The following is a 24,191-nucleotide window of genomic DNA, read 5'->3' as shown; positions in this document are numbered from 1 at the left end:
GGGGGGGGGGGGGGGGGGGGGGGGGGGGGGGGGGGGGGGGGGGGGGGGGGGGGGGGGGGGGGGGGGGGGGGGGGGGGGGGGGGGGGGGAGGGAGGGGGGAGAAGGGTGGGCAGTCACCGTCAGCATCACGCATCAGCGCAGACTCAGGCACAGCAAGAACCTTTTCAGAAAAAGGTGACTGAAAATAGATATCGGCAAACATGCCGGCATGAAATTGATGGCGCAGGTTATTCAGATCCATCCTTACCACCCGTGTGCGGGTTTGCGGATCGATGGTATGCGCTTCCTGAGTGATAGTAGCAATGGCCCGCAGGCCGCCGGCCATGACCACCGCTTCCGTGCCTACTTTCAACGGCAGATCGTTGTGCGCAGGCAGCCGGGCTTCAACCCATAATCTGGCTTCATCTGAAATCAGCATCAAAGACTGGCCGGCTTCGATGCGCTGGCCCTGATTAAATTCGTCCTGCATCACCACACCGTCAGACAACGCTGAGAGCGTATATTCACCCAGCGGATAGTCTTCCTGTCCGGCAATGGCATCAATGGTATCGTTACGCAGACCAAACGCTTTTAAACGGCGGCTTGCCGCATTGAACTGCGTCCGCGCACTGACAAAGCGCTTCTCTCCCACCGCCTGCTGACCAAGCTGCTTTACCCGGAACCATTCGGTTGCCGCCTGTTGCAGTGCACTCTGGGCGGTCACCATCTCTTCACTGAACAGGCCCACCAGAGGCTGACCTGCTTTCACGTGCTCACCTAACGCAGCATACCGCGTGGTAACCACTGAGCTTACCCGCGGCGACACGATGTAACTTTGATAACCGTTGGCTTTAATCTCCCCCGGCGCATAGGCAGAAGCATTTAGCGTTTGCAGGTTTAAGGTATCTAAACGGATCCCTGCCATTTGCCGTTGAGCCTCGGACAAGACAACAGCTGCTGACTCATCATGATGGTCTTCATCGTGCCCGTCTTCGACATGTCCTTCTTCATCATGTTTTTCAGCCTGATGCTCCCGCACTTCTTCGTGTGGATGTTCTTCATCGTGGCTGTGCTCCTGCGCCGTCGCTGTGAAAGAGAAAAGTATGACTGACAGAGAAAATACCGTGCGACGCAGCGATAACCCCGTAAAGCGGAATAAGTGACTTAATGTAATCATTATCGTGTTCCTTCTGCGCCCGGTTTGTCTGCCGGCATTGCGGTTAGTAAAGAGGGTAATTTTGCAGTGACCTGCAACCAGGTGAGATGACTTTCTTTAAAGGCGGCTTCCAGCGCCAGTGCAGCCCGTTTTCCCTGACGTACTTGTGTGATCTGATTCTGATAATCCGCCATGCTTAAATCCCCCTGCGCATAACGGGATTGCAACACACTGAACTGCTGATCGAGCTGACCCGCTGAAAGCTGCTGCCAGCGCTGAAAACGCTGACGGTGCTGAAGCGCATTCCGGTAAGCCAGAGACACGGCACTTTGTTGTGCCTGTATGGTATTTTTAAACATCAGTTCAGCCGACAGCGCCTGCTCATTGGCGGCGGCATTAGCATCACTGAAATCATTACGCCACTGCAGGGGCACAGACACATTCAGTGAAACCAGTCCTTCACCGGCTTGTTTGCCGGCGCCAACACCAATAACCGGTACGGGTTTATTTCCCTGACGTTCGTTTGCGGCCTGTTGCTTCGCCACCAGCCAGCTGAACCGGGCCACCTGTGATTGCGGCAGAGCCATAATGTCACTTCCCGGCAGCAACGCCGGCTCATTTTGCCAGACAGCATCAGGAATAGCGGGAAAACCCATGTCCCTCACACCTAGTTGTTCCAGTGTTTGCTCTGCCTGCAACACCGCAAAGCTGGCTTCACCTTCCCACACCAGACTGTCAGCCAGAATCGCCTTCGCAATGGCAACATCGGTTTGTGCAATCTCACCCGCTGCCAGTTGCCGCTCAGACAAAGACAACATGGCGTAATCACGGCTCACCTGCTCCGATGCCAGCACCAGTGCTTTGCGCGCCAGATAGCCGTTAAGCTGCGCATCAACCAGCCGGGCAAGCAACTGATTTGTCACAGCGGAAAGCTCAGCCTCTGCGAGTAAAAACTGCGCCTCTGCTACATCAGTACGGGTTTGTTTTACATCCCACCAGTCTATCTGCGAGGACAGTCCGATTTGATAATTGGTTTCTTCCCCTTCCCGCTCCACACTGGTTTGCAGTTCAGGGTTAAAAAGAGGCCGGGATGCGGCTTTACGCCCATACCGGTTCGCTGATACCGCACGCTGCTGAGCCTGCAACTGCGGGTTTTCGTTTAGGGTGCCCAGGGTCATACTGGCCCAGTCTGCAGATCCAGTGGCAGACGCAGACGGATAAACAATCATGAATGCACAGGCTGCGACAACACGCGCAGCCGTAGTGACACGTTTTTGCATAGTCTTTCTCTTAATTCGGTTATTAACGCTGTCTGTTGACATCAACAGAGCTGTAAACAGGCGCTGTGATTGCGCCGGAATTAAGCAGAAATAGGAGGCCTTAACAGGTTGGAAAGGTAGCCGTCACCGGCTGAAGAAGGGTTGCCACGGGCCCGGTGTTTCATTGTATCTACATGCAATGATGATAACACCACGGGCAGGAAAACATGATGACCACCATGACAGTGGCAACAATGATGGCAGTCATACGCACCACCATCTTCATTAATATCAAAGGATTGAGAAAAACTCACATCATTGCCGGCATCGTCGTCGTGACCATGCTCGAAAGTCAGATGTTCAGTTCCGGACTGATGGGCTTCGTGATTATCAAACGCCGACGCCATGCTCTGACAACAAAACGCCATAAGCAGAACGACTATCAACGATCTTAACCGGGTTGAAACCACACTGAGCCTTCTCATCAAATTCTTAGCCAAACGCCTGTGAGGCTAAAGCAAACACTTTACGGGAGCCGTCACCCTGTGGCTTTTCACCTTTTTGCATTACGCATACATAATCGACTTGCTGAAGTCCTGCATCAATGAGCCAGGTTTTCACTGCTTCTGCACAGCCGGTTAAGTCGAAACGTACAAAGCCTTCTACGTTCTCAATTAAAGTGAGAATAAGGGCTTTTGCCACGTCTTCAGATGCCGCTACCACGGGTCCGATTGTCTGGCCACGGCCACTGGTACGTAAAAAAGCAAAGCCTGTCAGAGCGTCACCGTCTCTCGCTACCACACCCTGTGCCAGCGAGAAGAAACTTCCGAGCAGTTTACTGCGATCGCACTGATAAGCAAGGGCATCGAAAGAAAAAACATCTTGAATATCATCCTGTTGCATGGATGATATAACATCCGGCACATCGGGTTTCGAGGGTAACCCCGTTAATGTCCCCTGCACCTGAGTGACGTTATCTGTGACTGAAAAGCCGCACTGTTCGTACAGGCGCTTACCCGCTTCGGTTGCTACCAGCATCAATGTTCTGTCACCTGCTTGTGACATCACAGTGTTCATCAGCCGGCGGCCGAGACCTTGTCCCTGCATATGGTCCGGCACAACCACAAGACCTACGGTGGCGCAGTTGTCGTAATCCCACCACAGAATACAACCAACGATGTCATCATTCTCACCGGTTATTACGCTGCCGTTACCGGTTTCATAATGCAGTTGCCAGTCGATATCGCGGTGCGGCCACTTAACGGCCTGCGTAAATGATAAGCAAAGCGGTAAATCCGTTGCCTGCATGGGTCTGACTGTGAATGGGGTTCCCGTCATAGTTACATCCTCTGCCTGATGGGGACAAACGCAAAAACTAAGTACCTGCGTTTTTCAATCAACTTTCGTAAATGATAATACTTCTCAACAAGCATGTTATGTTGAAAACACTGCCTGTCACCGCAGATATTGCTCCGCCAGCGCGCAATGCAGAGAAACGCCGGTTGCCAGCACATCATCATTGAAGTCGAACTCAGGGTGATGCAACGGAATATGCTTGTCAGGTTTGCCCTGCCCTAACCAGATATACGCGCCTTCACAGGCTTGCAGCATGAAAGAAAAGTCTTCAGAAGTAAATGCAGCTTCCGGCGCTTCAAGGGCCTTACCTGTTGCACTGGCCGCCACCAGCGCATCTTCTGCTGCCTGCTGATGATTAATGGTTGCCGGGTAGTAGCGGTCATACTCAAGTTTAATGTCAGTACCGCTGGCCTTCGCTGTACCTTCTATGATTTGCAGCATCGCCTGTTCAATGGCGTTTTGTACCTCTGGATCAAACGTGCGTACGGTACCGGTAACAGAGACTTTGGCCGGTAACACATTATGAGAATGCCCGCCCTCTATGCGGGTCACCGATACTACAGCCGTTGCTGTTGCAGGAATACGCCTGGCAACGATGGTGTTGAGCTGACTGACTAACTCACTGGCCGTAAGAATGGCATCAGGTGTCTGGTGAGGTAATGCGGCGTGGCCGCCTTTGCCTGATACCGTGATCTCAAATTTGTCTGCCGCCGCCATAATCGGGCCGGGGCGGGTAGCAATGGTGCCTGCGGGTAAATCCGGCCAGTTATGCAAAGCGTACACCCTGTCGCAGGGGAAACGTTCAAACAGCCCGTCTTTAATCATGGCTCTGGCACCGGCCTTGCCTTCTTCAGCAGGCTGAAAAATAAACCGGACTGTGCCGTTAAAATTGCCGGCGCGGGAGAGCTGCTGTGCCGCTCCGAGCAACATGGCGGTGTGCCCGTCATGGCCGCACCCGTGGAATACACCGTCATGGCAACTTGCATAGGGTAAACCGGTATTTTCCTGAATTGGCAGTGCATCCATATCGGCGCGCAAACCCAACGTTTTCTTTCCGTCGCCTTTTGTCAGAGTCGCCACAACACCTGTTCCGCCGATATCTGTCGTGACGTCTAAACCAAGCGCGTGTAAAGCCTCAGCCACTTTTTCAGCGGTGCGGTACTCCTTATAAGCCAGTTCAGGATGCTGATGAATATCCCGTCTGAAAGTGACTAACGACGGTATCAAATCATCGATGGAATTGCTGGTGCCCATGGGTTACTCCGCTGCGGTATACTTTGCTGTTTCACACAGTTTACCGTATCTCTTACAGCGCATTCGACGTGTTTAGTGAGTCTGCAGCAACATTTTTTGCTGTGACATAGTTATCTGCGGCAACCTATGCTCTTGTAAAACAGGTAGACTTTTCACCATCAGTATTCAGCCGGATTTCTTATGCAAGTGGCAACCTCATCTCTTATTCAGGATTTACCTGTTTCACAAAGCTACATCAATGGCGCCTGGGTCGACACACAAGGTACAGCCTGTGTTGATGTTGTTAACCCCTCTGATGAATCAGTGTTAACGTCTGTCCGGATGGGTAGTCAGCAGGATGTCGACAGCGCCGTCGCCGCTGCCCGGACCGCTTTTGGGAGCTGGTCTGAAACCACAACAGAACAGCGCCTTGCGCTGCTGGACGGGCTGCTGGCACAATTTGATAAGATGGCAGAATCTTTTGCCCGATTGATTTCTGCGGAAATGGGTGCACCGCTCACCTATGCACGGAATGCTCAGGTGCCTCTGGCCAAAGCTCATATCCAGACAGCGAGGGATAATCTACAGCGCTACCCGTTCACACAGTTACGCGGCACCACAGCCATCGTCAAAGAGCCCATTGGTGTGGCTGCACTTATCACGCCCTGGAACTGGCCGTTGTATCAAATCACTGCCAAAGTCGCCCCGGCGCTGGCTGCCGGTTGTACCGTGGTGTTAAAGCCCAGTGAACTGTCTCCGTTAAGTGCCCTTGCCTTTGCACAGGCGGTTCATGAAGCAGGGTTTCCGGCCGGCGTATTTAATTTAGTGAATGGTGATGGTGCTGTGGTAGGTACAGCCCTGTCTGAACATAACGATGTGGACATGATTTCTATCACCGGCTCAACCCGGGCAGGTATTCTGGTGGCACAGGCTGCGGCGAAAACAGTGAAACGTGTCGCACAGGAACTGGGCGGTAAATCACCGAACCTGCTGTTACCCGATGCGGATTTTAATACCGCTGTACCGGCTGGTATTGCTGCAGGCATGCGAAACTGCGGACAGTCCTGCAGCGCACCTACCCGTATGCTGGTTCCCCGTGAACGCCTTGAGGAAGTGGAAGCGTTAGCGGTTACTGCGGTGAACGGGTTTATTCTGGATGTGGCAGACAATGAGGATGCGACCCACGGCCCCCTTGCCAATAAAGCGCAGTTCGACCGGGTGCAGACAATGATTCAAAAAGGGTTAGACGAAGGAGCACGTTGCATTGTTGGCGGCACCGGAACACCTGACCATCTTCCAACAGGCTATTTCGCCAGACCGACAGTATTCAGTGATGTCACCACCAACATGGCCATTGCACAGGAAGAAATTTTCGGTCCGGTGATTTGCTTAATCCCCTACGATTCACTGGAAGAAGCCGTTTTAATCGCAAACGACACCGTTTACGGGCTGGGCGCACATGTACAGTCTCAGGATCTGACGATGGCCCGTAAGGTCGCAAAAAAAATCCGCAGCGGTCAGGTGCACATCAACTATCCGGCCTGGGACCCGCAAGCGCCTTTTGGTGGGTACAAACAATCCGGTACAGGCCGTGAATACGGCGTGGAAGGGTTAGAAGAATATCTGGAAACCAAAGCCATCGTCGGCTACGCACAACCCGAATAACATTATCACGTTAACCTGATAAAATTGGAAGAAGCATGTCTCCACAGTTAAAACACATTGCCAGCGATGACACCTTACCTTCACACGCTGATGTGGTGATCATCGGTGGCGGTATTATTGGTTCGTCAGCCGCCTATTTTCTGGCTAAACAAGGCTACCGCGTTGTGCTGGTAGAAAAAGGACGGGTTGGCGCAGAACAATCCAGCCGTAACTGGGGCTGGTGCCGCCAGCAAAACCGTGATGCCCGGGAGTTGCCCACATCAGGCCTCTCCATGCGCCTGTGGGACGAATTGTCCCGTGATATTGGAGAAGATCTCGGTTTCAGACGCTGCGGTTTAATGTATGCCACCGACGATCCTCAGCAGCTGGCTGAATGGGATGCCTGGCGTGAAACGGCAAAACAGTTCGATGTGAACACCCGAATGCTGAGTGCAGCAGAAGCCAATGAAAAAATACCGGCCAATGGCAGAACCTGGCTGGGCGGTGTGCATTCTGTTGACGACGGCAAAGGTGAGCCTGCCCTTGCTGCCCCCATGATAGCGGAAGGCGCACGGGCACTCGGTGCCACCATACATCAGCACTGTGCAGCACGTGGTTTAGATATTACCAGTGGCAAAGTGAGCGGTGTCATCACCGAAAAAGGTACCATTCAAACTCAGCGGGTGCTGTGCGCTGCCGGTGCATGGGCTTCCATGTTCTGTCGTCATCACGGCATTATCTTTCCACAGGCCAGTGTGAGACAAACCGCATTCCGCTCCAAACCCATTAAGAACATCGGTGAAGCCATTTACACGTCCGGCGTGGCATTAACCCGTCGCCTGGACGGCACGTACACCGTCGCCCTCAGCGGCACGGCACTGCTTGAATTTACCCCACAGGGCATACGTTTTGCCAAACCCTTTATGCCTATGTTTATCAAGCGGTTAAAAGCGGTTCAGGCCGGGATCGGCAGCTCATTTTTCTCCGGCCCTGAAGCAATCAACCGTTGGAAAAATTCACAGATGTCTCCCATGGAAAAACACCGGATTCTGGATCCGGCGCCAGTGAAAAGTAATCTGGAAAAGACTTTACATGCGGTCAGAACCATTTTTCCTGAACTGGCAGACATGGAAATCGGCGAAAGCTGGGGTGGTTATGTAGACTGTACACCGGATGCCATTCCGGTAATGTCCGAAGTCGATGGCCTGGAAGGTTTTTATCTTGCAGCAGGCTGTTCAGGGCATGGGTTCGGCCTCGGGCCCGGACTGGCAAAAGTTGCCGCCGATTTGGTAGTAAACAATACCCCTGAGGTAGATGCTACCGCATATCGTTTATCACGGTTAACTGACGGCTCCAAAATTGAAGTAGGTGCAATTTAACCGTCCGTTAACGGGCGTGACTTACCGGACTTATAAGAGAATGGTGCAGCTTTTGCACCGTTTACCGGCAAAAGCAGTAAACAATAATGTTCTGCTATTGCCGGAAATCCTCCAATATGACGATACCTGCATTTCTTAAGACCCAGGAAGCAATGACCCTGGGCGTACTGTTGTGTGTCATTGCACTACTCTTCATCGCCAAACGCATTATCCTGGTGCGGCTAACCCGAAAAGCCCGCTCTCAGGACAGCTCCATGGCAGGCATTTACCGCATACTTGTGCTGTCTCTGGATGCGCCCCTTACCCTGTTTATCTTCCTTGTTATTATTGTACTCGGCCGGTTTCTGCTCATATGGCCCGGTATCATAGACAAAGACATTGCAGCCATTGTGGATCACGTGGTGAAGGCCGGTCTGATCCTCACGTTATTTTTGTTTTTTGAGCGCTTTTTCAGTTATTCGTTACGGCGGTATCAGAATCAGTCCACGCTGGTTAAAAATAGCAGCGGCATTGCCGGCGGCGCAATCCGCGCCATACTGGCGTCACTGGCTCTGCTGATAATTTTGAGCACTATGGGCGTGTCTATTACGCCGGTCATTGCGTCACTGGGAATCACTTCTCTGGCAGTGGCTCTGGCCCTTCAGCCTACTCTGGAAAACTTCTTCTCCGGCTTGCAACTGGTCGTGGATAAACCTATCCGCATCGGTGACTTTATTGAGCTGGATTCAGGTGAACAGGGCTTTGTGGAAAAAATTGGCTGGCGTTCCACCTGGGTGCGCATGCTGCCAAATAACATTGTGATCATGCCAAACAGTAAACTGTCGAATTCAAAACTGATCAACTATTACTATCCCGAGCGGGAATTGTCTGTGCCCGTGGAAGTAGGCGTGCACTATAATTCTGACCTGGACAAGGTGGAAGATATTTGTCTGGAGGTAGCGAATTACACGTTAAAACACCACGAATACGGCGTAGAAACCTACGAGCCGTTTGTGCTGTTTCACACCTTTGATAATTCCAGTATTAACCTGACCGTGATGCTCAGAACAAAGGAATACTTTAACCGCTTCTTTATCAAAAGTGCATTCATCAAGATGCTGAAAAAGCGCTTTGATGAAGAAGGCATTGTAATCCCCTTTCCTATTACAGCGCTTAATGTGGATCAGGAGAATGCTGCAGCAATACTGGCTGCAGCGAAATCTCCGGAGGCAACAATGCCGCCGGAGAAATCTTCATAAATCAACCGCAGCTTGGATTGGGGTTGGTACAAACAGGCCGGGGCTGCTGTTTCTGACGCATTTGTATATAGCTCAGTGCCCACATTACCAGGCCACCCAGGAACAATAAGGCAGAGGCATAGCCAGTTTCATTGAAAGTAGCGCCTGTAGCCAACAGAGTACCGCCAATCATAGGGCCGATGGCGTTAGCCGTGTTAAACGCGCACTGTACCAGTGCACCAATCATGGCATGACCGGTAGGCGATACATCCAGCAACATGGACTGAATAACCGCCGCCAGGCCCACACTGGCACCGAGGCAAAATACAGTCACATATAACCAGTAAATGTTTGACGCCGCGAAAACATACATCACCGCAATACCCACACTGCAAAGCAGTGCGATGCCGGTGGTAGCAATGGGCGATTTGTCTGCTAACCGTCCGCACACCCAGTTGCCGATAGTCGTACCGATACCGAACATCATCATGGCAATAGAAATAGTCACTTCAGGAGCTTCAGTTACATTAATAATCGTGTCTGCCAGATACGTGTAAATGCAGAATACGCCGCCGAACCCCACGAAGATAATGCCGGAAATTGACCATACTAACTTGTTCTTCAGCACGCCGAATTCTTCACGTAACCGCGTAGGCGTTTTCACCGGACTGCTTGGCACAACAAAATAAATCAATACTGCAGTAATAAGGGCAAGTACAGCAACAATGCCCATACAAACCCGCCAGCTCATGGCCTGCCCCACCAGAGTAGCCATGGGTACACCCACAATCGTTGCAATGGTAAGGCCCATAAACACTTTAGACATGAAGCTGGCGCGCTTACCTTTTGGTGCCATGTCTGAGGCTACCAGTAATGCTGTACCAAAATACGCACCATGAGGTAAACCGCTGAGTACGCGGTAGAACACCATTTCCGGTAAAGATGTTGCTACAGCACTGAGGCCGTTTGCCACAAACATCATTATCACAAATAAAATCAGCGATGTGCGCCGGTTCGTTTTGTTTGTCAGCAACATGAAAAGCGGTGCACCGATCACCACGCCGATGGCGTAACCACTTATCACATTACCGGCCATCGATGGCGTTACGTCAAAAGAAGCTGCAATAAGTGGCAACATTGACATAGACGCAAATTCAGTCAGGCCGAGGGTAAACGTTCCCAGTGCCATGATGAGAATTGGCCAGAAATGAGACGTCTGCGATGTCCCGTTATTAAATGACATAGATACCTTCTATCAGGATAGTGTGTAAATAAAGCCGGCAAAGCCACTGCCTGTCATCGCTTTACATCGCTGATGATTTAGCAAGTCTTCCTACCGGATATAGAATGTGAAATACAGGTGTAAGGTGTATCTGCGATAATTCGGATAAAACAGAATGTAGCCGGACTTCGCAGTATGATGTTTTAATGTTGATATTGTTTAGTGTTCGGGCCGATCCATCGGAACGACATTATTATACCGCATTGTGATGGCTGTTGAACAACGTTGTTTGTCATACTATTTTGTTGATTCATCACTGCAATATGCGCTTTTTTCAATATAAATATAGATTACTAACAGCAACTTAAAAACTTTTACGAATAATTGATTTTCCTCTGTGCGGCATTGTTCATAATGGTTATCATTATCTGCACATAGCGGATAAAAAAATGATATTTTTCCGTATCAGGCTCGCTCAGGATGAGCAGCCCGGACGGAACTGCTTGCCGGCATCGCTTCTTTACAAAGCCGGTTTGATTAAAAAAAGAAAAAATAATTACCATGTACAGTAAATTACGCGCTCTGATGACAGCGCTCACGTTATTCGTGCTGTCCGCAATGCCGGCCTTTGCGGCAACCACAGTCGATGATGTCATCAATAAAGTTCGGGCGCCGGCTTATGATTGCCCGGACTCTGCCCTGTTTGATGAACTGGAAGCCACGCTGAGTGATAAGTCTGTTACGGCTGACCAACGTTTTTCCCTGCTCAGCGCGAAAGGCCAGTTTCTGATCTGCGGAGGCGATTACGAAAGTGCACTGACTATGCTCAAATCCCTGATCGCGCAGGAAGATGTGGATGACACCTCATACGCTTACGTTTCAGCCATCAACCAAATTGGCTTTATCTACGATGCGCAGGAAAGTCCTGAACGTTGTCAGTATTACCGTCAGGCCAGATCACTGTCTTCACCGGAACGACACAGCGATATTTTCACCTTCGCTTCATTATCACTCATTACCTATTGCTCAGAATCGTCTACAACCGGAGAGCGTCTTGGCAAGATGTTTACGGTACTGGAGCAGAATGCCGCATCAGGAAACCCCGGCGTACTGGCCCATATTCACAACGCCATAGGCCTGCTCTACGGCAGCCTGGGGCAACATGCTCTGGCAGCAGAGCAATATATTAAAGCTCATGAAATGGGCCTGAAGGTTTATGAAGGCAGCAATAAACTCAGTATTCTCATCAGTGCCATTGTATCGCTGATAAGCAGCGGGCAAACCGAAGAAGCGTACCGGCGGATCATGGAATACGGCGCACTGAACCGTGAAATTAATACTCCGTTGACTAACTACCACTATCATTACGCTCTGTCATATTACTATCGTAAAGCCCGGGATTTTGACCAGCTTGCAGCCACGTTGCCGGATTTCAAAACGGCAATTTCTGCCGTTTCCAGTTCATTCGGCCTGCTGATGTACAACTGGCACGAAACGGAAGTCTGTCTGTACCATCATGATTTAACCTGTGTGCAGAATTACATAGACAGCTTTAATAAAGGTGATAACTACATCCCGCCCAGATTCAGAACCAATCTGGATTACCTGAGCTTCAATCTTGCCATGTATCTGGCACTGGGCGACATAGAAAAAGCCCGAATCGCCAATGAAGTGTTTGCCGCTGAAGCTGAAAATAAACGCATTCAACAACAAAACTCCGCAAATATTCTGAGCGCAGCGAATCTGTACAACCGGATTTACGACCTGGAGGGCGAAGTTGTTGAAGCGAAAAAGGAGCGCAAACAAATTCTCGCCATAGTGACCGGGATTTTCCTTATCACTGCTGCGCTGGCAGCCTATGTGCTGCGTAAGAAGTTCCTTGCTTCTAAAGCCATCGACCCGGTCACCCAGTTGTTAAATGCTGATACCGCCATCAGCCGAATAAACAGACTGACTGCCCCTGGTAAAAACCGCGCCATTGCCATCGCTATTTTTGATATCAGCAACCTCCGGGAAATTATCCGGCTGCTGGGCTCCACTAAAGCGGACAGTGTGCTGAGAAAACTGGCACAAACATTACAGCTCACCACCCGGGGGAATGACATTCTTGGTCGCTTCGGTACCGAGCAATTCATCATGTGCCTTCACAATATTGAAGAACGCAGCGCCCGTTCTTATTTTGAGCGGGTACAGACCGCGCTGGACAACACACTGGACAACGGCACAAAGACCGGCAACGTTGCCGTTGAGTCAAGTATGAGCGTGTTTGTCTCTCACGAAAAGATTACCGGTTTAAGTGATATTCTGGATGAAATGGTCATGTCTATTGATATGGAGAACCGGTAACCTTCCCCGCCTGTAGTCTGAAGTTTGCGGGGTACAGCAGTGAAATAAAGTTAGTTTGCAGCGTTTTCCCTGTTAACCGTGACATACTGGTTAGAATAATAAAGGGAACATAACATGAAAAAACTGGCACTACTCACCTTCACGGCAGCACTGACTGCCTGCTCGGGTCCGACTGAACAGACCGGATCAAGCAGTCAGACAACAACTCAGAAAATAACGACTACTCATTTTGATATGTACCTTGGCGGTACAGACGTGGGTGATATGGATATCACCCGTACCGGCAATAAAATAGACATTGATTACGGTTTCTCAAACAACGGCCGCGGGGCCAGCAGCACTGAAACCATAATTTTGTCTGACAACGACATTCCTCTTTCCTGGTCTGTTGAAGGTAAAACTGTGTTCGGGAACGCCACGCAGGAGAATTTCTCAGTCTCAGGTAACACCGCCACGTGGCAATCTAAAGCCGAATCCGGTGAGGCCGGATTTGACGGTGAACCTGTGTACATTGCACAAAACGGCAGCCCGTTCAGTGAGTATCTTTATGCCCTGCCGTTGCTGAATAACAATCTGACACAGTATCCCGCCCTTCCCTCCGGAAATATTACGCTCAGCAAAAAGCAGGATCTCACGCTCTCCGCCACCGGCGGTGAAATGAAAGCCACACTTTATGCCATTGGCGGGATTTCCATGAACCCGTCTTATTTCATCATTGATGAAAACAAAGCGTTAGTGGGGCTGGTCAGCCCGCGCACAGCGATAGTTAAACCGGAGATTGCCGGGGAAAAAGCACGCCTGCGGGAATTAACCGCGCAGCTTAATGCACAGCGCTATAAAGATATCGCCAGCCGTTATCTGCACGACTACGAAAAGCCGGTACGCATCAACAACGTCCGCATTTTTGAGCCACAAAGTCTTTCCCTCAGTGAACCGAAGTCTGTAGTGATCACCGGTAACACAATCACGGCAATCGAAGCAGTCAGTGCTGCACCATCAGACGACGAAGTGACCATTGAAGGCAGCGGCGGCACACTGGTAGCCGGACTCTACGAAATGCACGGCCATATGAGTGATAACGATGCGCTGTTAAACGTGCTTGCCGGTGTTACTTCCGTCAGAGACATGGGCAACGAAGTCGATATTCTGCAGGGTATTACAGACAATATCGCCAATGGCATACTGGTAGGCCCTCGCATTGCTAAAAGCGGCTTTATTGAAGGTAAAAGTCCCTTCAGTAACTCCACTGGTGAACTGGCCGCCAGCGAAGACGAAGCCGTTGAACTGGTCCGCAAATATGCCGGTATGGATGATTATATTCAGATAAAGATCTACAGTTCGGTGAATCCCAAATGGGTGCCGGCCATGGCAAAAGAAGCACATGAAAACGGCCTTCGGGTTGCCGGACACATTCCGGCTTTCGCCAAAGCAGATGAAATGATTGCTGCCGGTTACAACGAGATCACCCATATTAACCAGTTAATGCTGGGCTGGGTGCTCGACAGAAAAGAAGATACCCGTACGCTATTCCGCATTACCGGCATGAAACGCTTTACAGATTTGGATCTGAACAGCGATCAGGTTAATCACACACTTACGCTGATGAAGGAAAATAACATCGCGCTGGATCCCACAACGGTGATCCACGAACATGCCATGACCTCCCGCAACGGTACGGTAAGCCCCGGTGTGGTGGACTATATTGATCACATGCCTCTCAGCAGTCAGCGTGCCGCAAAGGTCGCTATGCTGAATGTGGCGGATGAAGCTGAAGATAAAGCTTACAAAGACGCCTACGCGAAGATTGTAGCCACACTGAAGAAAATGCACGAAAACGGCATTCTTCTGGTGCCCGGTACGGATATGGGCGGCGCATTCCGTCTGCACCGTGAGCTGGAGCTGTTTCAACAATTTGGTATGACACCGGCAGAAGCTTTGAAACGGGGCTCGTGGGACATGGCCGTATACATGGGTCACGATGACAAACTGGGCAGCATTGAAACTGGCAAGCTGGCTGACTTCTTCCTCATTCCCGGCAACCCGGTGGAAGATTTAAAAGCCATTAAAACCATCGCCATGGTCGTCGCTGACGGGCGAATCCTGTTTCCGGATGAAGTGTATCCTGAGTTTGGCATTACACCGTTCACCACCCTGCCGGAAGTAAAAGGCGAATAACCCCGCTATCTTAACAAAAAAACAAGACAGCCCCGTTAACGGGGCTGCTTAATCAGTTAACTTCTGCTGGCAATATTCAGGCGCCCTGTGGCATAAATGCCGGCGAACTCACCTTCTGTGCTTCCGGTTCCGGTGTAATATTGAACACAATAAACATTAAAAATGTGCAGTACATGCTTGCTGCAAGCAGCAGAAATGCGCTCCAGTCCTGCTTCAGCACAATCGCCAGCGGAACAAACAATGCCACAGGCAGAAAGGCAGCCAGCGTTTTCCAGCGTAACATCAGCGACAACCAGATATGCTCTCCTTGTTTGCGGGACAGTGAGAAACTGTGACAAAAATGAGCCAGAATGTAGGGCATCAATTGGGCCACACACACCAGCGCACCGCCAATGACAATCCCCGTCAACGTCATCCCGTCATAGGCCACCACTGCATTTCCGGAGGCTGCCGGCATTAATCCTGACAGTAAATCAGCGGCAAAAAATGCCAGCCAGCTTAAAGCAGTGATCCCCAGAATAGCCGGCAATATCAGCCGCTGATGAAAGTTCAGTTCGGCGGCTAATCGTCTGAGCGAACCATACCGGTACTGAATACTGACCACACATACCACAAGTGACACCAGCAACGCACACGCGCCCATGCGTATCGGAAAGAAAGAAAACGGCACCACAGTAACAAGCAGAGCCAACAGCAACATCACACCACAGATCACAGGTGACCGGGCAATGAAACGGCACATTTCCTTGTAGCCCCGAAGATAGTCCTGTACAGAAAGATTGGTATTGATTTGCATTAGAACACCTTTTGAAGATAAGCGTCTATTTTATGCGCAGCACTGAAGAATTGAAGTGTATGAACATTAAACCGGGTATCAGATTGTATGACAAGGTATGTTTTTTAATACAAAGGGTTGTGTTCAGGCACCGGATATTCCCAGCACCAATATCAAACAGAGTTCCCATCCCATTCGTGCTTATTGTCCGGCACAAAGGTAACCCCTGCCCCTCACTGCCACGCAAAAGCAAACGGCCTGGACGTTCCTGATTTAGATGAAACATTTTACAACATGACTGAATTTCGCATGGAAGATTTAGATGGGAATCGCATATGAGTTGACCAGGCTGTTTAATGAAAAAGACATGAATATCAGATTGTCATAAGTCGTGCTATTGGTCAGGACCGGTCATCTGGTACTTTATGTCTTGATGGCTGCTTTGTACGTAAAGCGGGCGTTGCATGTTTCTTTCTCATTAAAGAATAGAATATGTATGTTTACTGTAAACGAGTGTTACTATTGAGTCTCAAAAATAAGCTGTTACTTGGCTCACAAGGATGTATAAAATGACAAATAATGATAAACCGAAGTGGGTATTATTCGCATTAATAGGATTACTTATTGCTCCAGTAATCTTCATTATCGGACTTGTTTTCGGCATAAACGTTAACGGAAGTGTAAGTCTCTCCACTGATACTATGTCCTCATGGATTAGTGCCATATCGACTGTCTTTATCGCTATATTAACCTTCGTACTCGCTAAGGAAACATGGCATTTAAGGCTTGCTCAAGACAAGCAAATTGATGAATTAAGAAAAGAGTCAATTCGTCCTAACTTAGAATTTTATTTACTTTCGGCTTCCGCCTCCTTTCAATTTATTAATATCCATATTGAGAATAATGGTAAAGGAGAAGCTAAAAATATTTCCTTTTCATTTTGTGGAGATAATGGCTCGCTTCTTTCTGAAAACGAAAAATCTGTCGTTAAAAAGTTCAATTCTTTGAATATCTTAAAGAACGGTATGCGTGCCCTTGGAGCTAATAAGCAGAGATCTAGCTTTATATTCAGTTTTTTAGATCTAGCCGAAAAAATGGAAGATGATACGTATGATATAAAAATTCAGGTTACGATAAAATATGAGGATTCCGAGGGAAATGCATACGACTCGGTTTCAATTGTTGATTTCTCCGAATTTAAAGGAATTGCAGAAATAGGAGGAGGAGATCCAGCCTATAATTTGTATCAAGAAACGAAGAAGATTCGAGAAATATTCCAAAGCGCTCAAGGTGGTATAAGCTCCAAACGTATAAATATAAACTCATTCTCCTCTGACGATAGAAAGGAAGAGATAAAGGTTACTAAAGCGAAGATAGATAAGCATCGCAATAAAGAATGTAACTAACAATCTGTTTGTTACTTACAGCGTAGGGGGCGAAAATATTTGGGTAGCGACGCTCAGCACTTAACTTTCCTCAGTCTAGTTCAGCGCCTAATAAGGGTGTTATACGGCCGCTTCTTGTCTATTTGAGCCAGTGACTCTGTCGGGCTGAAACGTACGTATAGCTGACGTAGGCATTAAGCAGAGCCAACTTGTGCAATGAGCGAAGTAAGAACGTTGAATATTCTTCTTTTGATACTGTTTTTATATCCAGAATCAACGAAACTCTCCTATATTCAGATAAATGAGCAATTTGCGCATTTTTCTCCTTAGATCACTGTATTCACTTTCAAATATTTTCCTAGGTAGCAAAAGGTTAGCTAGTTTGATAAAAATATATTAATCAGAAAAGTGAGCAACTGTGTTGTAGAAATATGCGCAAAATGCGCACTATAAAATTGTTTGCATTACGAAAAGGAGGTCGAGTGCCCACAAGTTTTTTTAATACAGTAAACACGTATGGAGCGATGTTGAATAAACTGGCGACAGCAAACTTCTTTGTGGGGTTAATTGCGCTTTATTTTATTACTACTCAATCTATCTCCCTAAATGAAATTGTATCTAGCTTCTCTCTCGACATCTCGATTTCAGGTTTCAAAATACCCATAGGGTTTCTTGTTCCCCCGCTAGTTTTGGCAGTTTTATTTCGGATCATAAAGTTGCATGACAGGATCTCTCATGTTTTTCGGCTTCGTGCATTTTATGACTGGGAGTACGTTCTAAAACCAATTAAAGATGCTGTCGAATCCGATCTAGACAAGAAGACGGTAATGTCAAATCGAGGTCGATTGATGTCCAAGATTTTCTATAAGTATGCTTCGAGTCGAGATGAAAACCCCGTTGTTGATAAACATTTAATAGAAATGGTTCTAGATCAGCTGACCTGGTACTGGATGATTATTGAATCCTCATTCATCGTGTTCTGTGTTTTCTGCATTCTTTTGTATTTGGAAGCTTTTGAATATGCCTTGGTTGTTTTCTACTTTGGGCTGGGCCTCGTTGTTTTTTCGAAGGTGCTCCAAGGATCATGTTCAAAATACACAACTCAAGAGGTAGAAGTAATTCTAGATTCTGCGCCTAGAAAAAGAGAGATAAAGGAACAGTTTGATGCACTACGAAATTAAAGGGCATAGTATTCAAAGCCATAATGCTGCGAAACCTCATACGCAAAGCTCAAGACAGGTTTTAGAAGAGCTTGAAAAGATAACTGTATCTGGACCAATACTGGACTTGGGTTGCGGAAAGTTGCGCTACAGCGATCATCTTTGTGAAATATCTCAAAGTATTTGCTTTGCTGACTCAAGGGTTCAACTAGAGCGAATACAGGTGATAAAAGGTATTAGCTGTTCTGTTCTGAAGTATGTAGCAAAGAACTATCCTTTAAGCAGATGTGTTGCTATTGAAGACATTCAAGAATTAAACGCTCAATTTGACTTTATTTTTTGCTCAAACGTTCTTTCCGCGATTCCTTGTGAGCAAACTCTAAACACCACAATGTCAATTATTTATAGACTGCTATCTGATTCGGGGAAAGCCTTGATTGTAAACCAGCATCGTAGCAGCTATTTTAAAAAATTCAAAATGGGTAGACCGCACCTACATGGATATTTGTATAAAGCCAAACGGGGTTCTTCATACTACGGAATTATCGATAAACCGACTATTGAAAACCTTTCTAGAAAGCACGGATTTACTACAGATACTTTTGTAAGAGGGGATCGAACCTTCGCATACTTGACCAAAAATGCTAACAAAGCCAGCCAAAAGGACGCAGCATAGCTGCGCCTCTGCTGGCGGCGTTAGATCCTTGAGAAGTTTTTGTACTTGGTTTAGTCTGTTTAAATCATGAAAAAGGAATTTCAATGAGTAGTACAGCAAATTTATTCGAGCTCCATTATTACTTCAATAACGATTCACACTTAATAGATGCATCATTGCGAAATAGGTGTGAAGGTGAAGTATTAGCAATCCTCAATGAAGCCGCCTCAATTTTATCCATTGATGCTTCCTTATATTCTAGCATCCCCAGCGAAGGCGGATTTAGGGACTTTTGGAAAGCAATGGGTAAAAATAATAACCAGATCACAATCTTACTAGTAATCGCCACGATAGTTCTTTCTCGAGTCCCTACAACAGATCCAGAGATGGAAGCTTTAGAAAAAGAGATAAAGAAGCTTACTATTGAAGAGAAAAAGTTAAATATAGAAAAGCTTAAACTTGAACTCGAAGAAAAGGCAGTTTCAGAAGTCGACAAAAATATAATAAATAAAGCTGCAAAGGTAATAGATAAAAATCTCAAAGTAGTGAAAAGAAGGTCAAATCTTTACAGCTTACTTTCAAACGAGCATACGATAGACAAGGTGGGGTTTACACTCTCAGATTCAGATAGCGGTGATTTTTTTAGTGATGAGCGCCAGATATTGAGGGAAAGTTTCACTAAGTTCATTATTCACTCCAATACACTTCGTGCAGAAGTTGATGAAAATGCAGTCATTGAAATTATCTCTCCAGTACTTAAAGAAGGCCGGTTTAAATGGAAGGGAGTCTACGAGGATGCTGTGATTTCATTCGATATGAATGACGCAGATTTTAAAGAAGATGTTCTACTTGAAAATATTGCATTTAAACATGGTTCATGTATCAGATGTGTATTGAGAAAATCCAGAGAAATAGACGAAATTGGTGAGGTTAAGGTGACGGGCTATGCCGTCACAACTGTTGTAGAAGTTATTGAAGGCGATGATGTGCATAAAACTAAACAGGGCATTAGATATCGACATACGAAAGCTCTTAAAGATTCACAGCAGGATTTCTTTAGCTAACACGTTGGCTCCCGTCACTTCGTGCAGTATTATAGCCTACGTGTTATTGCCGTTGGTTGGGGCATTGAATGTCCGTCGTTTGTCTTTTGCGGACGAAAATCGTATTCGCATCTGATGTCCGCTTTTCGCTCATTCCGGACTCCCAGCTTGAACTAGCCAGTCCACTTCATGAGCAAAAACAATTTAAAACACCCCCTAACCCATTTTTACCCCGACAATATTGATCAAATTCCAAACACCTGTTATTTTTACCCTGATAAAAATAAAGGGTACAAATCTGTGGGTGACATCTACATCGCAATCCATAACAAAACTCTCATTGCGCAGGGTGAATTGCCGGCGGTGATTCGTGAAGCAGTGAAGCAGTTTCCAGACGCTGAGCCTTATTTATTTAAGTTAGATGATGGCAAGCGCACCGATATCGAATGGCGGGGCGATGCTGAAGAGGTTATCAGCCGTTTGCCTGCTTCACTGATGCCGCAGGTTAAAAAGCGGGGCCGCCCTAAGCTTGGCGTGAAATCAAAAGAAGTGACGCTGTTACCTGAACACTGGGAGTGGCTGTCGTTACAGCGTGGCGGCGCATCGACGACGTTACGCAAGCTTATCGACGCAGCCATGGCTCAGATGACACCTGAGCAGGCACGTCGCATTAAGCAGGATCAGCTCTACAATATGATGCGGGTATTTGAAGATGAAGCCGGTTTTGAAGCGGCTTCAAGAGCACTGTACCGGCTGGATGAAACAGCTTTCACGCAGGCAATAGCAAACTGGCCTCAGGCGCTGCAGGCTATATACAAGGACAAGTTCACAGGCTTGCACGCTACAGGTAAAGATACAAATGACGGAACAAACTAGTCACAACCCGTATGTCACCCCGCCCCTTACACGGGTATTTTTAAAAACTGCACTGCCCATCATTCTGATGATGGTAGTAAGCGGCTCGCTGAACCTGGTAGACGCTTACTTTATTGGTGTATTCGTGGGGTCGGATGCGTTGGCAGCGGTCACGGCGATGTTTCCGTTATTTATGGTTCTGATTGCCCTGTCCACCTGGATTGCCAGCGGATTCGCCAGTGTAATGGCCCGCCTGCTGGGAGCAAACCGGTATGATAAAGCCCGTAATGCCTATGCGCAGGCACTTACGCTGGCACTTGTGATAAGTGTTCTGCTGATGATCGTATTCAGCCTGTCAGGTCAGTCACTGGCGCTGGCCAGTAACAACGATAATCCAGCGCAGGCAGCTACCAGCTTTACCTATATGGGCATCATTATGTATGGTGCTCCGTTATTTTTATGGCTGGCCATCGCTTCAGACAGCTTGCGCAGTGAAGGTCACATCGGCTTTATCGCACTGGTTTCGCTGATAACAACGGTGGGTAACGGCTTGATGAATTACGTTTTTATTGCACTGTTGGAAATGGGTGTGGCAGGGTCTTCTTACGGCACGGTAGCCTCACAAATGATTGCGTTATGTGCTGTGTGGGCATTTCGCCGCAGCCATAAAAACCGCACCGGTCTGCCGCTGTTCGCCATCACAGGTGTACGTAACAGATGGCGTGAGTTTTTGTCTCTGGGCGCACCATCCAGTCTGACCTACGTAGGCGTGGCACTGACTTCCGGGGCTATTTTATTTAGCCTGCAACAATGGCTGCCGGACAACTACGAAGTAACGGTAAGTGCTTATGGTGTGATCACACGGGTTCTGACCTTCGTGTACTTACCACTGCTGGGGCTTGGCCTCGCAATGCAGAGTATTGTGGGCAATAACGTGGGCGCGCAGCAATATCAGCGATCTAATCGCAGCTTGTGCATCGCTGTCGGCGTTGCGCTGTTTTATGGCGTGGTCACCGAAGGGTTATTATGGTGGCTGCGGGCTGACGTTGGTCACTTGTTTGTGGACGATCCCGCCGTCACAAATGAGATAGCCAGGTTACTGCCTGTCGTCAGTCTCGCCTTATTCCTGACAGGCCCCTTAATGCTGATAAGCTTCTACTTTCAGAGTATTGGTGATGCCAGACGGGCAGGAATATTAACGATTGCCAAAACGTACCTGTTTGCCCTGCCGTTAATTTTTGTGTTGCCGCTTATGTGGGGAGAATGGGGAATCTGGTATGCCGGCCCGGCAGCTGAATTTCTCGGGCTGATGCTTACCGCAGGTATTTTGTATCACCGTGCAGCTAAGGGCAATCACCGCTTTGGTTTGCTGTATGCTGAGCGTCAAGCTGAGCCACAGACTGGAAAATAGAAACAGAACGTTATGACCTCAGAATTTATTGATAGCCTGCATGATGTATTTTCAACGCTGCAACCGGTAACAACACGGCGGATGTTTGGCGGCACCGGCCTGTTTCACAATGGCCTCATGTTTGCCATCGTCATTGATGATTTGCTCTACCTGAAAGCGGACAAGGAGACCAGCCAGCAATTTATTCATGAAGGGTGTGAGCCGTTTACTTACAGCAGGCAAGGCAAACAGGTTGCACTGCAATACTACAGTGCACCTGATTGTATTTATGATGATCCCGACGATGCCGCTCTGTGGGCACAGCTGGCCTTTTCCAGCGCCTTACGCAGCAGGCGGTCTTGAGTCCAGCCAGCCCGGATCTAACGTGGGAACACTGGCCACCAGTTTCTTCGTGTAATCGTGGGAAGGCGCAGTACTTACCGCTTCACCGCTCGCGTATTCCACCGCATTGCCTTTATAGAGAACCAGCACATCGTCACACAAAGTGCGTACAGTAGGTATATCGTGACTGATAAACACTATGGCTATATTCAACTTCGTCTGCAGATCTTTCAGCAGTTCTAAAATGGCTGCGGCAACAACAGTATCCAGCGCTGATGTCACCTCGTCACATAAAATTACCGACGGTTCCGCAGCCAGTGCACGGGCCAGGTTGATACGTTGTTTTTGCCCGCCGGACAGCGCGCCGCATTTACGCTCAGCCAGTTCAGCGGGTAATTGCACCAGCGCTAACAGCTCTGCCACACGGGCACGCTTCTGCTCCCCTTTCATGCCATGGAAGAAAGCTAATGGCCTGCCAATAATATCCCCGACTTTCTGCGCCGGATTCAGCGCCGTATCCGCATTCTGGAACACCATCTGCACGCGCTGACATTCACTTTTGCTGCGGGACGAAATAGACGCTGGCAGCTCTTTTCCATCCAGCAGCATATAGCCTTTCGCCGCGGGAATTAAACCTGCGATGACACGTGCGAACGTTGATTTTCCGGAACCGGACTCACCGATAATGCCGACGGTTTTGCCCTTTTCCACTTTAATAGACACGTCATGCAACACAGGAATTTGCGGTAAACCTGCTGCGGTAATTTTACCGTAGCCAGCAACTATATTGCTGACCTCAAGGACTGTTTTTGCCGTTGGCCGGTTTAATCCGGACGCACCGTGAGACACTGCAGCCAGCAACTGACGGGTGTAGGGCTCTGCTGCGTGATTTAAGATTTCAGTAGTGGTGTTGTGCTCCACCGTTTTGCCGTGTTGCAGAACAAGGATCTGATCGGCCATCTGGGCAACCACAGCCAAATCATGGGATACATACACAGCCGTGGTATTCCTGGCTTTCACCGCCGCTTTAAACGCTTTGAGCACATCTACCTGAGTGGTGACATCCAGTGCAGTAGTCGGCTCGTCAAAGATAACCAGTTCAGGATCGCAGATAAGGGCCATCGCGGCCATCAACCGTTGCAACTGACCGCCGGATACCTCGTGGGGATAACGGTTTCCGATAGAATCGTAATGAGGTAACGACAACTGCCTGAACAGCTCTGTGGCTTTTTTCTGTGCTTCAGACCGGCTCATTACGCCGTGAATTAACGCCCCTTCTATCACCTGCTCCATGATTTTCCGGGAGGGGTTAAACGCTGCAGCCGCACTTTGTGCAACGTATGCCACTTTCCGGCCCCGTAATGACGCCAGCATAGTATCGCTCAAACCAAGCATACTCTGCCCGCCCACCGCGACTTCACCACCAGTGATATAACAACCCGGCCGGGCATAGCCCAGTAACGACATGGCGATGGTTGTTTTGCCCGAGCCGGATTCACCGATAAGGGCCAGCACTTCTCCGCGCTTTAAGGTAAAGCTGACGTCTTTTACGATAACTTTTTTGCTGTCGCCCTTCCCCGCGGAGACTTCGAGTTTATTAACCGAAACATGAGATGACAT

At 48.5% G+C, this 24,191-nt stretch carries 20 protein-coding genes; 12 read left to right on the top strand and 8 right to left on the bottom strand.

Annotated features, from left to right (window positions below):
• From ACXAH4_RS11685 to ACXAH4_RS11665, 5 genes are all read right to left on the bottom strand, one after another.
• Window positions 1-1,156: efflux RND transporter periplasmic adaptor subunit (locus tag ACXAH4_RS11685; protein WP_474881988.1), on the bottom strand; the 1,156-nt coding region annotated here is incomplete at its 3' end.
• Window positions 1,156-2,415 (bottom strand): TolC family protein, encoded by a 1,260-nt coding sequence (locus tag ACXAH4_RS11680; RefSeq protein WP_474881987.1) that lies wholly within the window; start codon window positions 2,413-2,415, stop codon window positions 1,156-1,158. The genes ACXAH4_RS11685 and ACXAH4_RS11680, both read right to left, overlap by 1 nt.
• A gap of 80 nt (window positions 2,416-2,495) precedes the next feature.
• Window positions 2,496-2,882 carry a hypothetical protein gene (locus ACXAH4_RS11675; RefSeq protein ID WP_474881985.1) on the bottom strand — a complete coding sequence of 129 codons (387 nt, stop codon included), beginning with the start codon at window positions 2,880-2,882 and terminating at the stop codon, window positions 2,496-2,498.
• A 4-nt stretch (window positions 2,883-2,886) separates the two neighbouring features.
• Window positions 2,887-3,732 (bottom strand): GNAT family N-acetyltransferase, encoded by an 846-nt coding sequence (locus ACXAH4_RS11670; RefSeq protein WP_474881984.1) that lies wholly within the window; start codon window positions 3,730-3,732, stop codon window positions 2,887-2,889.
• Between the two features lie 117 nt (window positions 3,733-3,849).
• On the bottom strand, window positions 3,850-5,004 hold the full coding sequence (locus tag ACXAH4_RS11665; protein ID WP_474881982.1) for a M20 aminoacylase family protein: 1,155 nt from the start codon (window positions 5,002-5,004) through the stop codon (window positions 3,850-3,852).
• Between the two features lie 180 nt (window positions 5,005-5,184).
• Between ACXAH4_RS11665 and ACXAH4_RS11660 the strand changes: the two genes are divergently transcribed.
• The 3 genes from ACXAH4_RS11660 to ACXAH4_RS11650 all read left to right on the top strand — a co-directional run bounded on the left by ACXAH4_RS11660 (window position 5,185) and on the right by ACXAH4_RS11650 (window position 9,244).
• Window positions 5,185-6,648 (top strand): aldehyde dehydrogenase family protein, encoded by a 1,464-nt coding sequence (locus ACXAH4_RS11660; protein WP_474881980.1) that lies wholly within the window; start codon window positions 5,185-5,187, stop codon window positions 6,646-6,648.
• Between the two features lie 35 nt (window positions 6,649-6,683).
• On the top strand, window positions 6,684-8,006 hold the full coding sequence (locus tag ACXAH4_RS11655; protein ID WP_474851240.1) for an NAD(P)/FAD-dependent oxidoreductase: 1,323 nt from the start codon (window positions 6,684-6,686) through the stop codon (window positions 8,004-8,006).
• A 152-nt stretch (window positions 8,007-8,158) separates the two neighbouring features.
• Window positions 8,159-9,244, top strand: a complete 1,086-nt coding sequence (locus ACXAH4_RS11650) for a mechanosensitive ion channel family protein (RefSeq protein ID WP_474851644.1) — start codon at window positions 8,159-8,161, stop codon at window positions 9,242-9,244.
• 1 nt (window position 9,245) lies between these two features.
• Here ACXAH4_RS11650 and ACXAH4_RS11645 read toward each other — a convergent pair whose 3' ends face one another.
• Window positions 9,246-10,466 (bottom strand): MFS transporter, encoded by a 1,221-nt coding sequence (locus tag ACXAH4_RS11645; protein ID WP_474881979.1) that lies wholly within the window; start codon window positions 10,464-10,466, stop codon window positions 9,246-9,248.
• Window positions 10,467-11,006: 540 nt separating this feature from the next.
• Here ACXAH4_RS11645 and ACXAH4_RS11640 point away from each other — a divergent pair.
• Both ACXAH4_RS11640 and ACXAH4_RS11635 read left to right on the top strand, forming a co-directional pair.
• Window positions 11,007-12,791, top strand: coding sequence for a GGDEF domain-containing protein (locus tag ACXAH4_RS11640; RefSeq protein WP_474844434.1), 1,785 nt, complete (start codon window positions 11,007-11,009; stop codon window positions 12,789-12,791).
• Between the two features lie 114 nt (window positions 12,792-12,905).
• Complete coding sequence (locus tag ACXAH4_RS11635) at window positions 12,906-14,966, top strand: amidohydrolase family protein (RefSeq protein WP_474881977.1); 2,061 nt, start codon at window positions 12,906-12,908, stop codon at window positions 14,964-14,966.
• Between the two features lie 76 nt (window positions 14,967-15,042).
• Here the strand turns inward: ACXAH4_RS11635 and ACXAH4_RS11630 are convergent, their stop codons facing one another.
• Complete coding sequence (locus ACXAH4_RS11630) at window positions 15,043-15,762, bottom strand: hypothetical protein (RefSeq protein WP_474881976.1); 720 nt, start codon at window positions 15,760-15,762, stop codon at window positions 15,043-15,045.
• Window positions 15,763-16,310: 548 nt separating this feature from the next.
• Here ACXAH4_RS11630 and ACXAH4_RS11625 point away from each other — a divergent pair.
• The 7 genes from ACXAH4_RS11625 (at window position 16,311) to ACXAH4_RS11595 (ending at window position 22,592) form a co-directional block, all read left to right on the top strand.
• Window positions 16,311-17,147, top strand: coding sequence for a hypothetical protein (locus ACXAH4_RS11625; protein ID WP_474881974.1), 837 nt, complete (start codon window positions 16,311-16,313; stop codon window positions 17,145-17,147).
• Between the two features lie 461 nt (window positions 17,148-17,608).
• Window positions 17,609-18,307 (top strand): hypothetical protein, encoded by a 699-nt coding sequence (locus tag ACXAH4_RS11620; protein WP_474881972.1) that lies wholly within the window; start codon window positions 17,609-17,611, stop codon window positions 18,305-18,307.
• Window positions 18,291-18,962, top strand: coding sequence for a methyltransferase domain-containing protein (locus ACXAH4_RS11615; RefSeq protein ID WP_474881971.1), 672 nt, complete (start codon window positions 18,291-18,293; stop codon window positions 18,960-18,962). The genes ACXAH4_RS11620 and ACXAH4_RS11615 overlap by 17 nt, the downstream gene beginning before the upstream one ends.
• An 83-nt stretch (window positions 18,963-19,045) precedes the next feature.
• Window positions 19,046-20,005, top strand: a complete 960-nt coding sequence (locus tag ACXAH4_RS11610; RefSeq protein WP_474881969.1) for a hypothetical protein — start codon at window positions 19,046-19,048, stop codon at window positions 20,003-20,005.
• Window positions 20,006-20,284: 279 nt separating this feature from the next.
• Window positions 20,285-20,860 carry a DUF2239 family protein gene (locus ACXAH4_RS11605; protein ID WP_474851234.1) on the top strand — a complete coding sequence of 192 codons (576 nt, stop codon included), beginning with the start codon at window positions 20,285-20,287 and terminating at the stop codon, window positions 20,858-20,860.
• Window positions 20,844-22,250, top strand: a complete 1,407-nt coding sequence (locus tag ACXAH4_RS11600) for an MATE family efflux transporter (protein ID WP_474881967.1) — start codon at window positions 20,844-20,846, stop codon at window positions 22,248-22,250. Before ACXAH4_RS11605 ends, ACXAH4_RS11600 begins: the two co-directional genes overlap by 17 nt.
• A gap of 12 nt (window positions 22,251-22,262) precedes the next feature.
• Complete coding sequence (locus tag ACXAH4_RS11595) at window positions 22,263-22,592, top strand: TfoX/Sxy family protein (protein ID WP_474844439.1); 330 nt, start codon at window positions 22,263-22,265, stop codon at window positions 22,590-22,592.
• Here ACXAH4_RS11595 and ACXAH4_RS11590 read toward each other — a convergent pair.
• Window positions 22,572-24,191 carry an ABC transporter ATP-binding protein gene (locus tag ACXAH4_RS11590; RefSeq protein WP_474881965.1) on the bottom strand — a complete coding sequence of 540 codons (1,620 nt, stop codon included), beginning with the start codon at window positions 24,189-24,191 and terminating at the stop codon, window positions 22,572-22,574. The genes ACXAH4_RS11595 and ACXAH4_RS11590 overlap by 21 nt on opposite strands.

This window comes from Alteromonas sp. ABV2_168 (assembly GCF_056161165.1).
The sequence above is the reverse complement of the archived record's forward strand: the minus strand, read 5'-3'. Positions and strand labels throughout refer to the sequence as shown.

What these genes read in the sequence shown, in the direction of transcription:
- ACXAH4_RS11680 (WP_474881987.1), bottom strand. Translation starts at nt 2,415, where the DNA reads ATGCAAAAACGTGTCACTACGGCTGCGCGTGTTGTCGCAGCCTGTGCA.
- ACXAH4_RS11670 (WP_474881984.1), bottom strand. Translation starts at nt 3,732, where the DNA reads ATGACGGGAACCCCATTCACAGTCAGACCCATGCAGGCAACGGATTTA.
- ACXAH4_RS11665 (WP_474881982.1), bottom strand. Translation starts at nt 5,004, where the DNA reads ATGGGCACCAGCAATTCCATCGATGATTTGATACCGTCGTTAGTCACT.
- ACXAH4_RS11660 (WP_474881980.1), top strand. Translation starts at nt 5,185, where the DNA reads ATGCAAGTGGCAACCTCATCTCTTATTCAGGATTTACCTGTTTCACAA.
- ACXAH4_RS11655 (WP_474851240.1), top strand. Translation starts at nt 6,684, where the DNA reads ATGTCTCCACAGTTAAAACACATTGCCAGCGATGACACCTTACCTTCA.
- ACXAH4_RS11650 (WP_474851644.1), top strand. Translation starts at nt 8,159, where the DNA reads ATGACCCTGGGCGTACTGTTGTGTGTCATTGCACTACTCTTCATCGCC.
- ACXAH4_RS11645 (WP_474881979.1), bottom strand. Translation starts at nt 10,466, where the DNA reads ATGTCATTTAATAACGGGACATCGCAGACGTCTCATTTCTGGCCAATT.
- ACXAH4_RS11640 (WP_474844434.1), top strand. Translation starts at nt 11,007, where the DNA reads ATGTACAGTAAATTACGCGCTCTGATGACAGCGCTCACGTTATTCGTG.
- ACXAH4_RS11635 (WP_474881977.1), top strand. Translation starts at nt 12,906, where the DNA reads ATGAAAAAACTGGCACTACTCACCTTCACGGCAGCACTGACTGCCTGC.
- ACXAH4_RS11630 (WP_474881976.1), bottom strand. Translation starts at nt 15,762, where the DNA reads ATGCAAATCAATACCAATCTTTCTGTACAGGACTATCTTCGGGGCTAC.
- ACXAH4_RS11625 (WP_474881974.1), top strand. Translation starts at nt 16,311, where the DNA reads ATGACAAATAATGATAAACCGAAGTGGGTATTATTCGCATTAATAGGA.
- ACXAH4_RS11615 (WP_474881971.1), top strand. Translation starts at nt 18,291, where the DNA reads ATGCACTACGAAATTAAAGGGCATAGTATTCAAAGCCATAATGCTGCG.
- ACXAH4_RS11610 (WP_474881969.1), top strand. Translation starts at nt 19,046, where the DNA reads ATGAGTAGTACAGCAAATTTATTCGAGCTCCATTATTACTTCAATAAC.
- ACXAH4_RS11600 (WP_474881967.1), top strand. Translation starts at nt 20,844, where the DNA reads ATGACGGAACAAACTAGTCACAACCCGTATGTCACCCCGCCCCTTACA.
- ACXAH4_RS11595 (WP_474844439.1), top strand. Translation starts at nt 22,263, where the DNA reads ATGACCTCAGAATTTATTGATAGCCTGCATGATGTATTTTCAACGCTG.
- ACXAH4_RS11590 (WP_474881965.1), bottom strand. Translation starts at nt 24,191, where the DNA reads ATGTCATCTCATGTTTCGGTTAATAAACTCGAAGTCTCCGCGGGGAAG.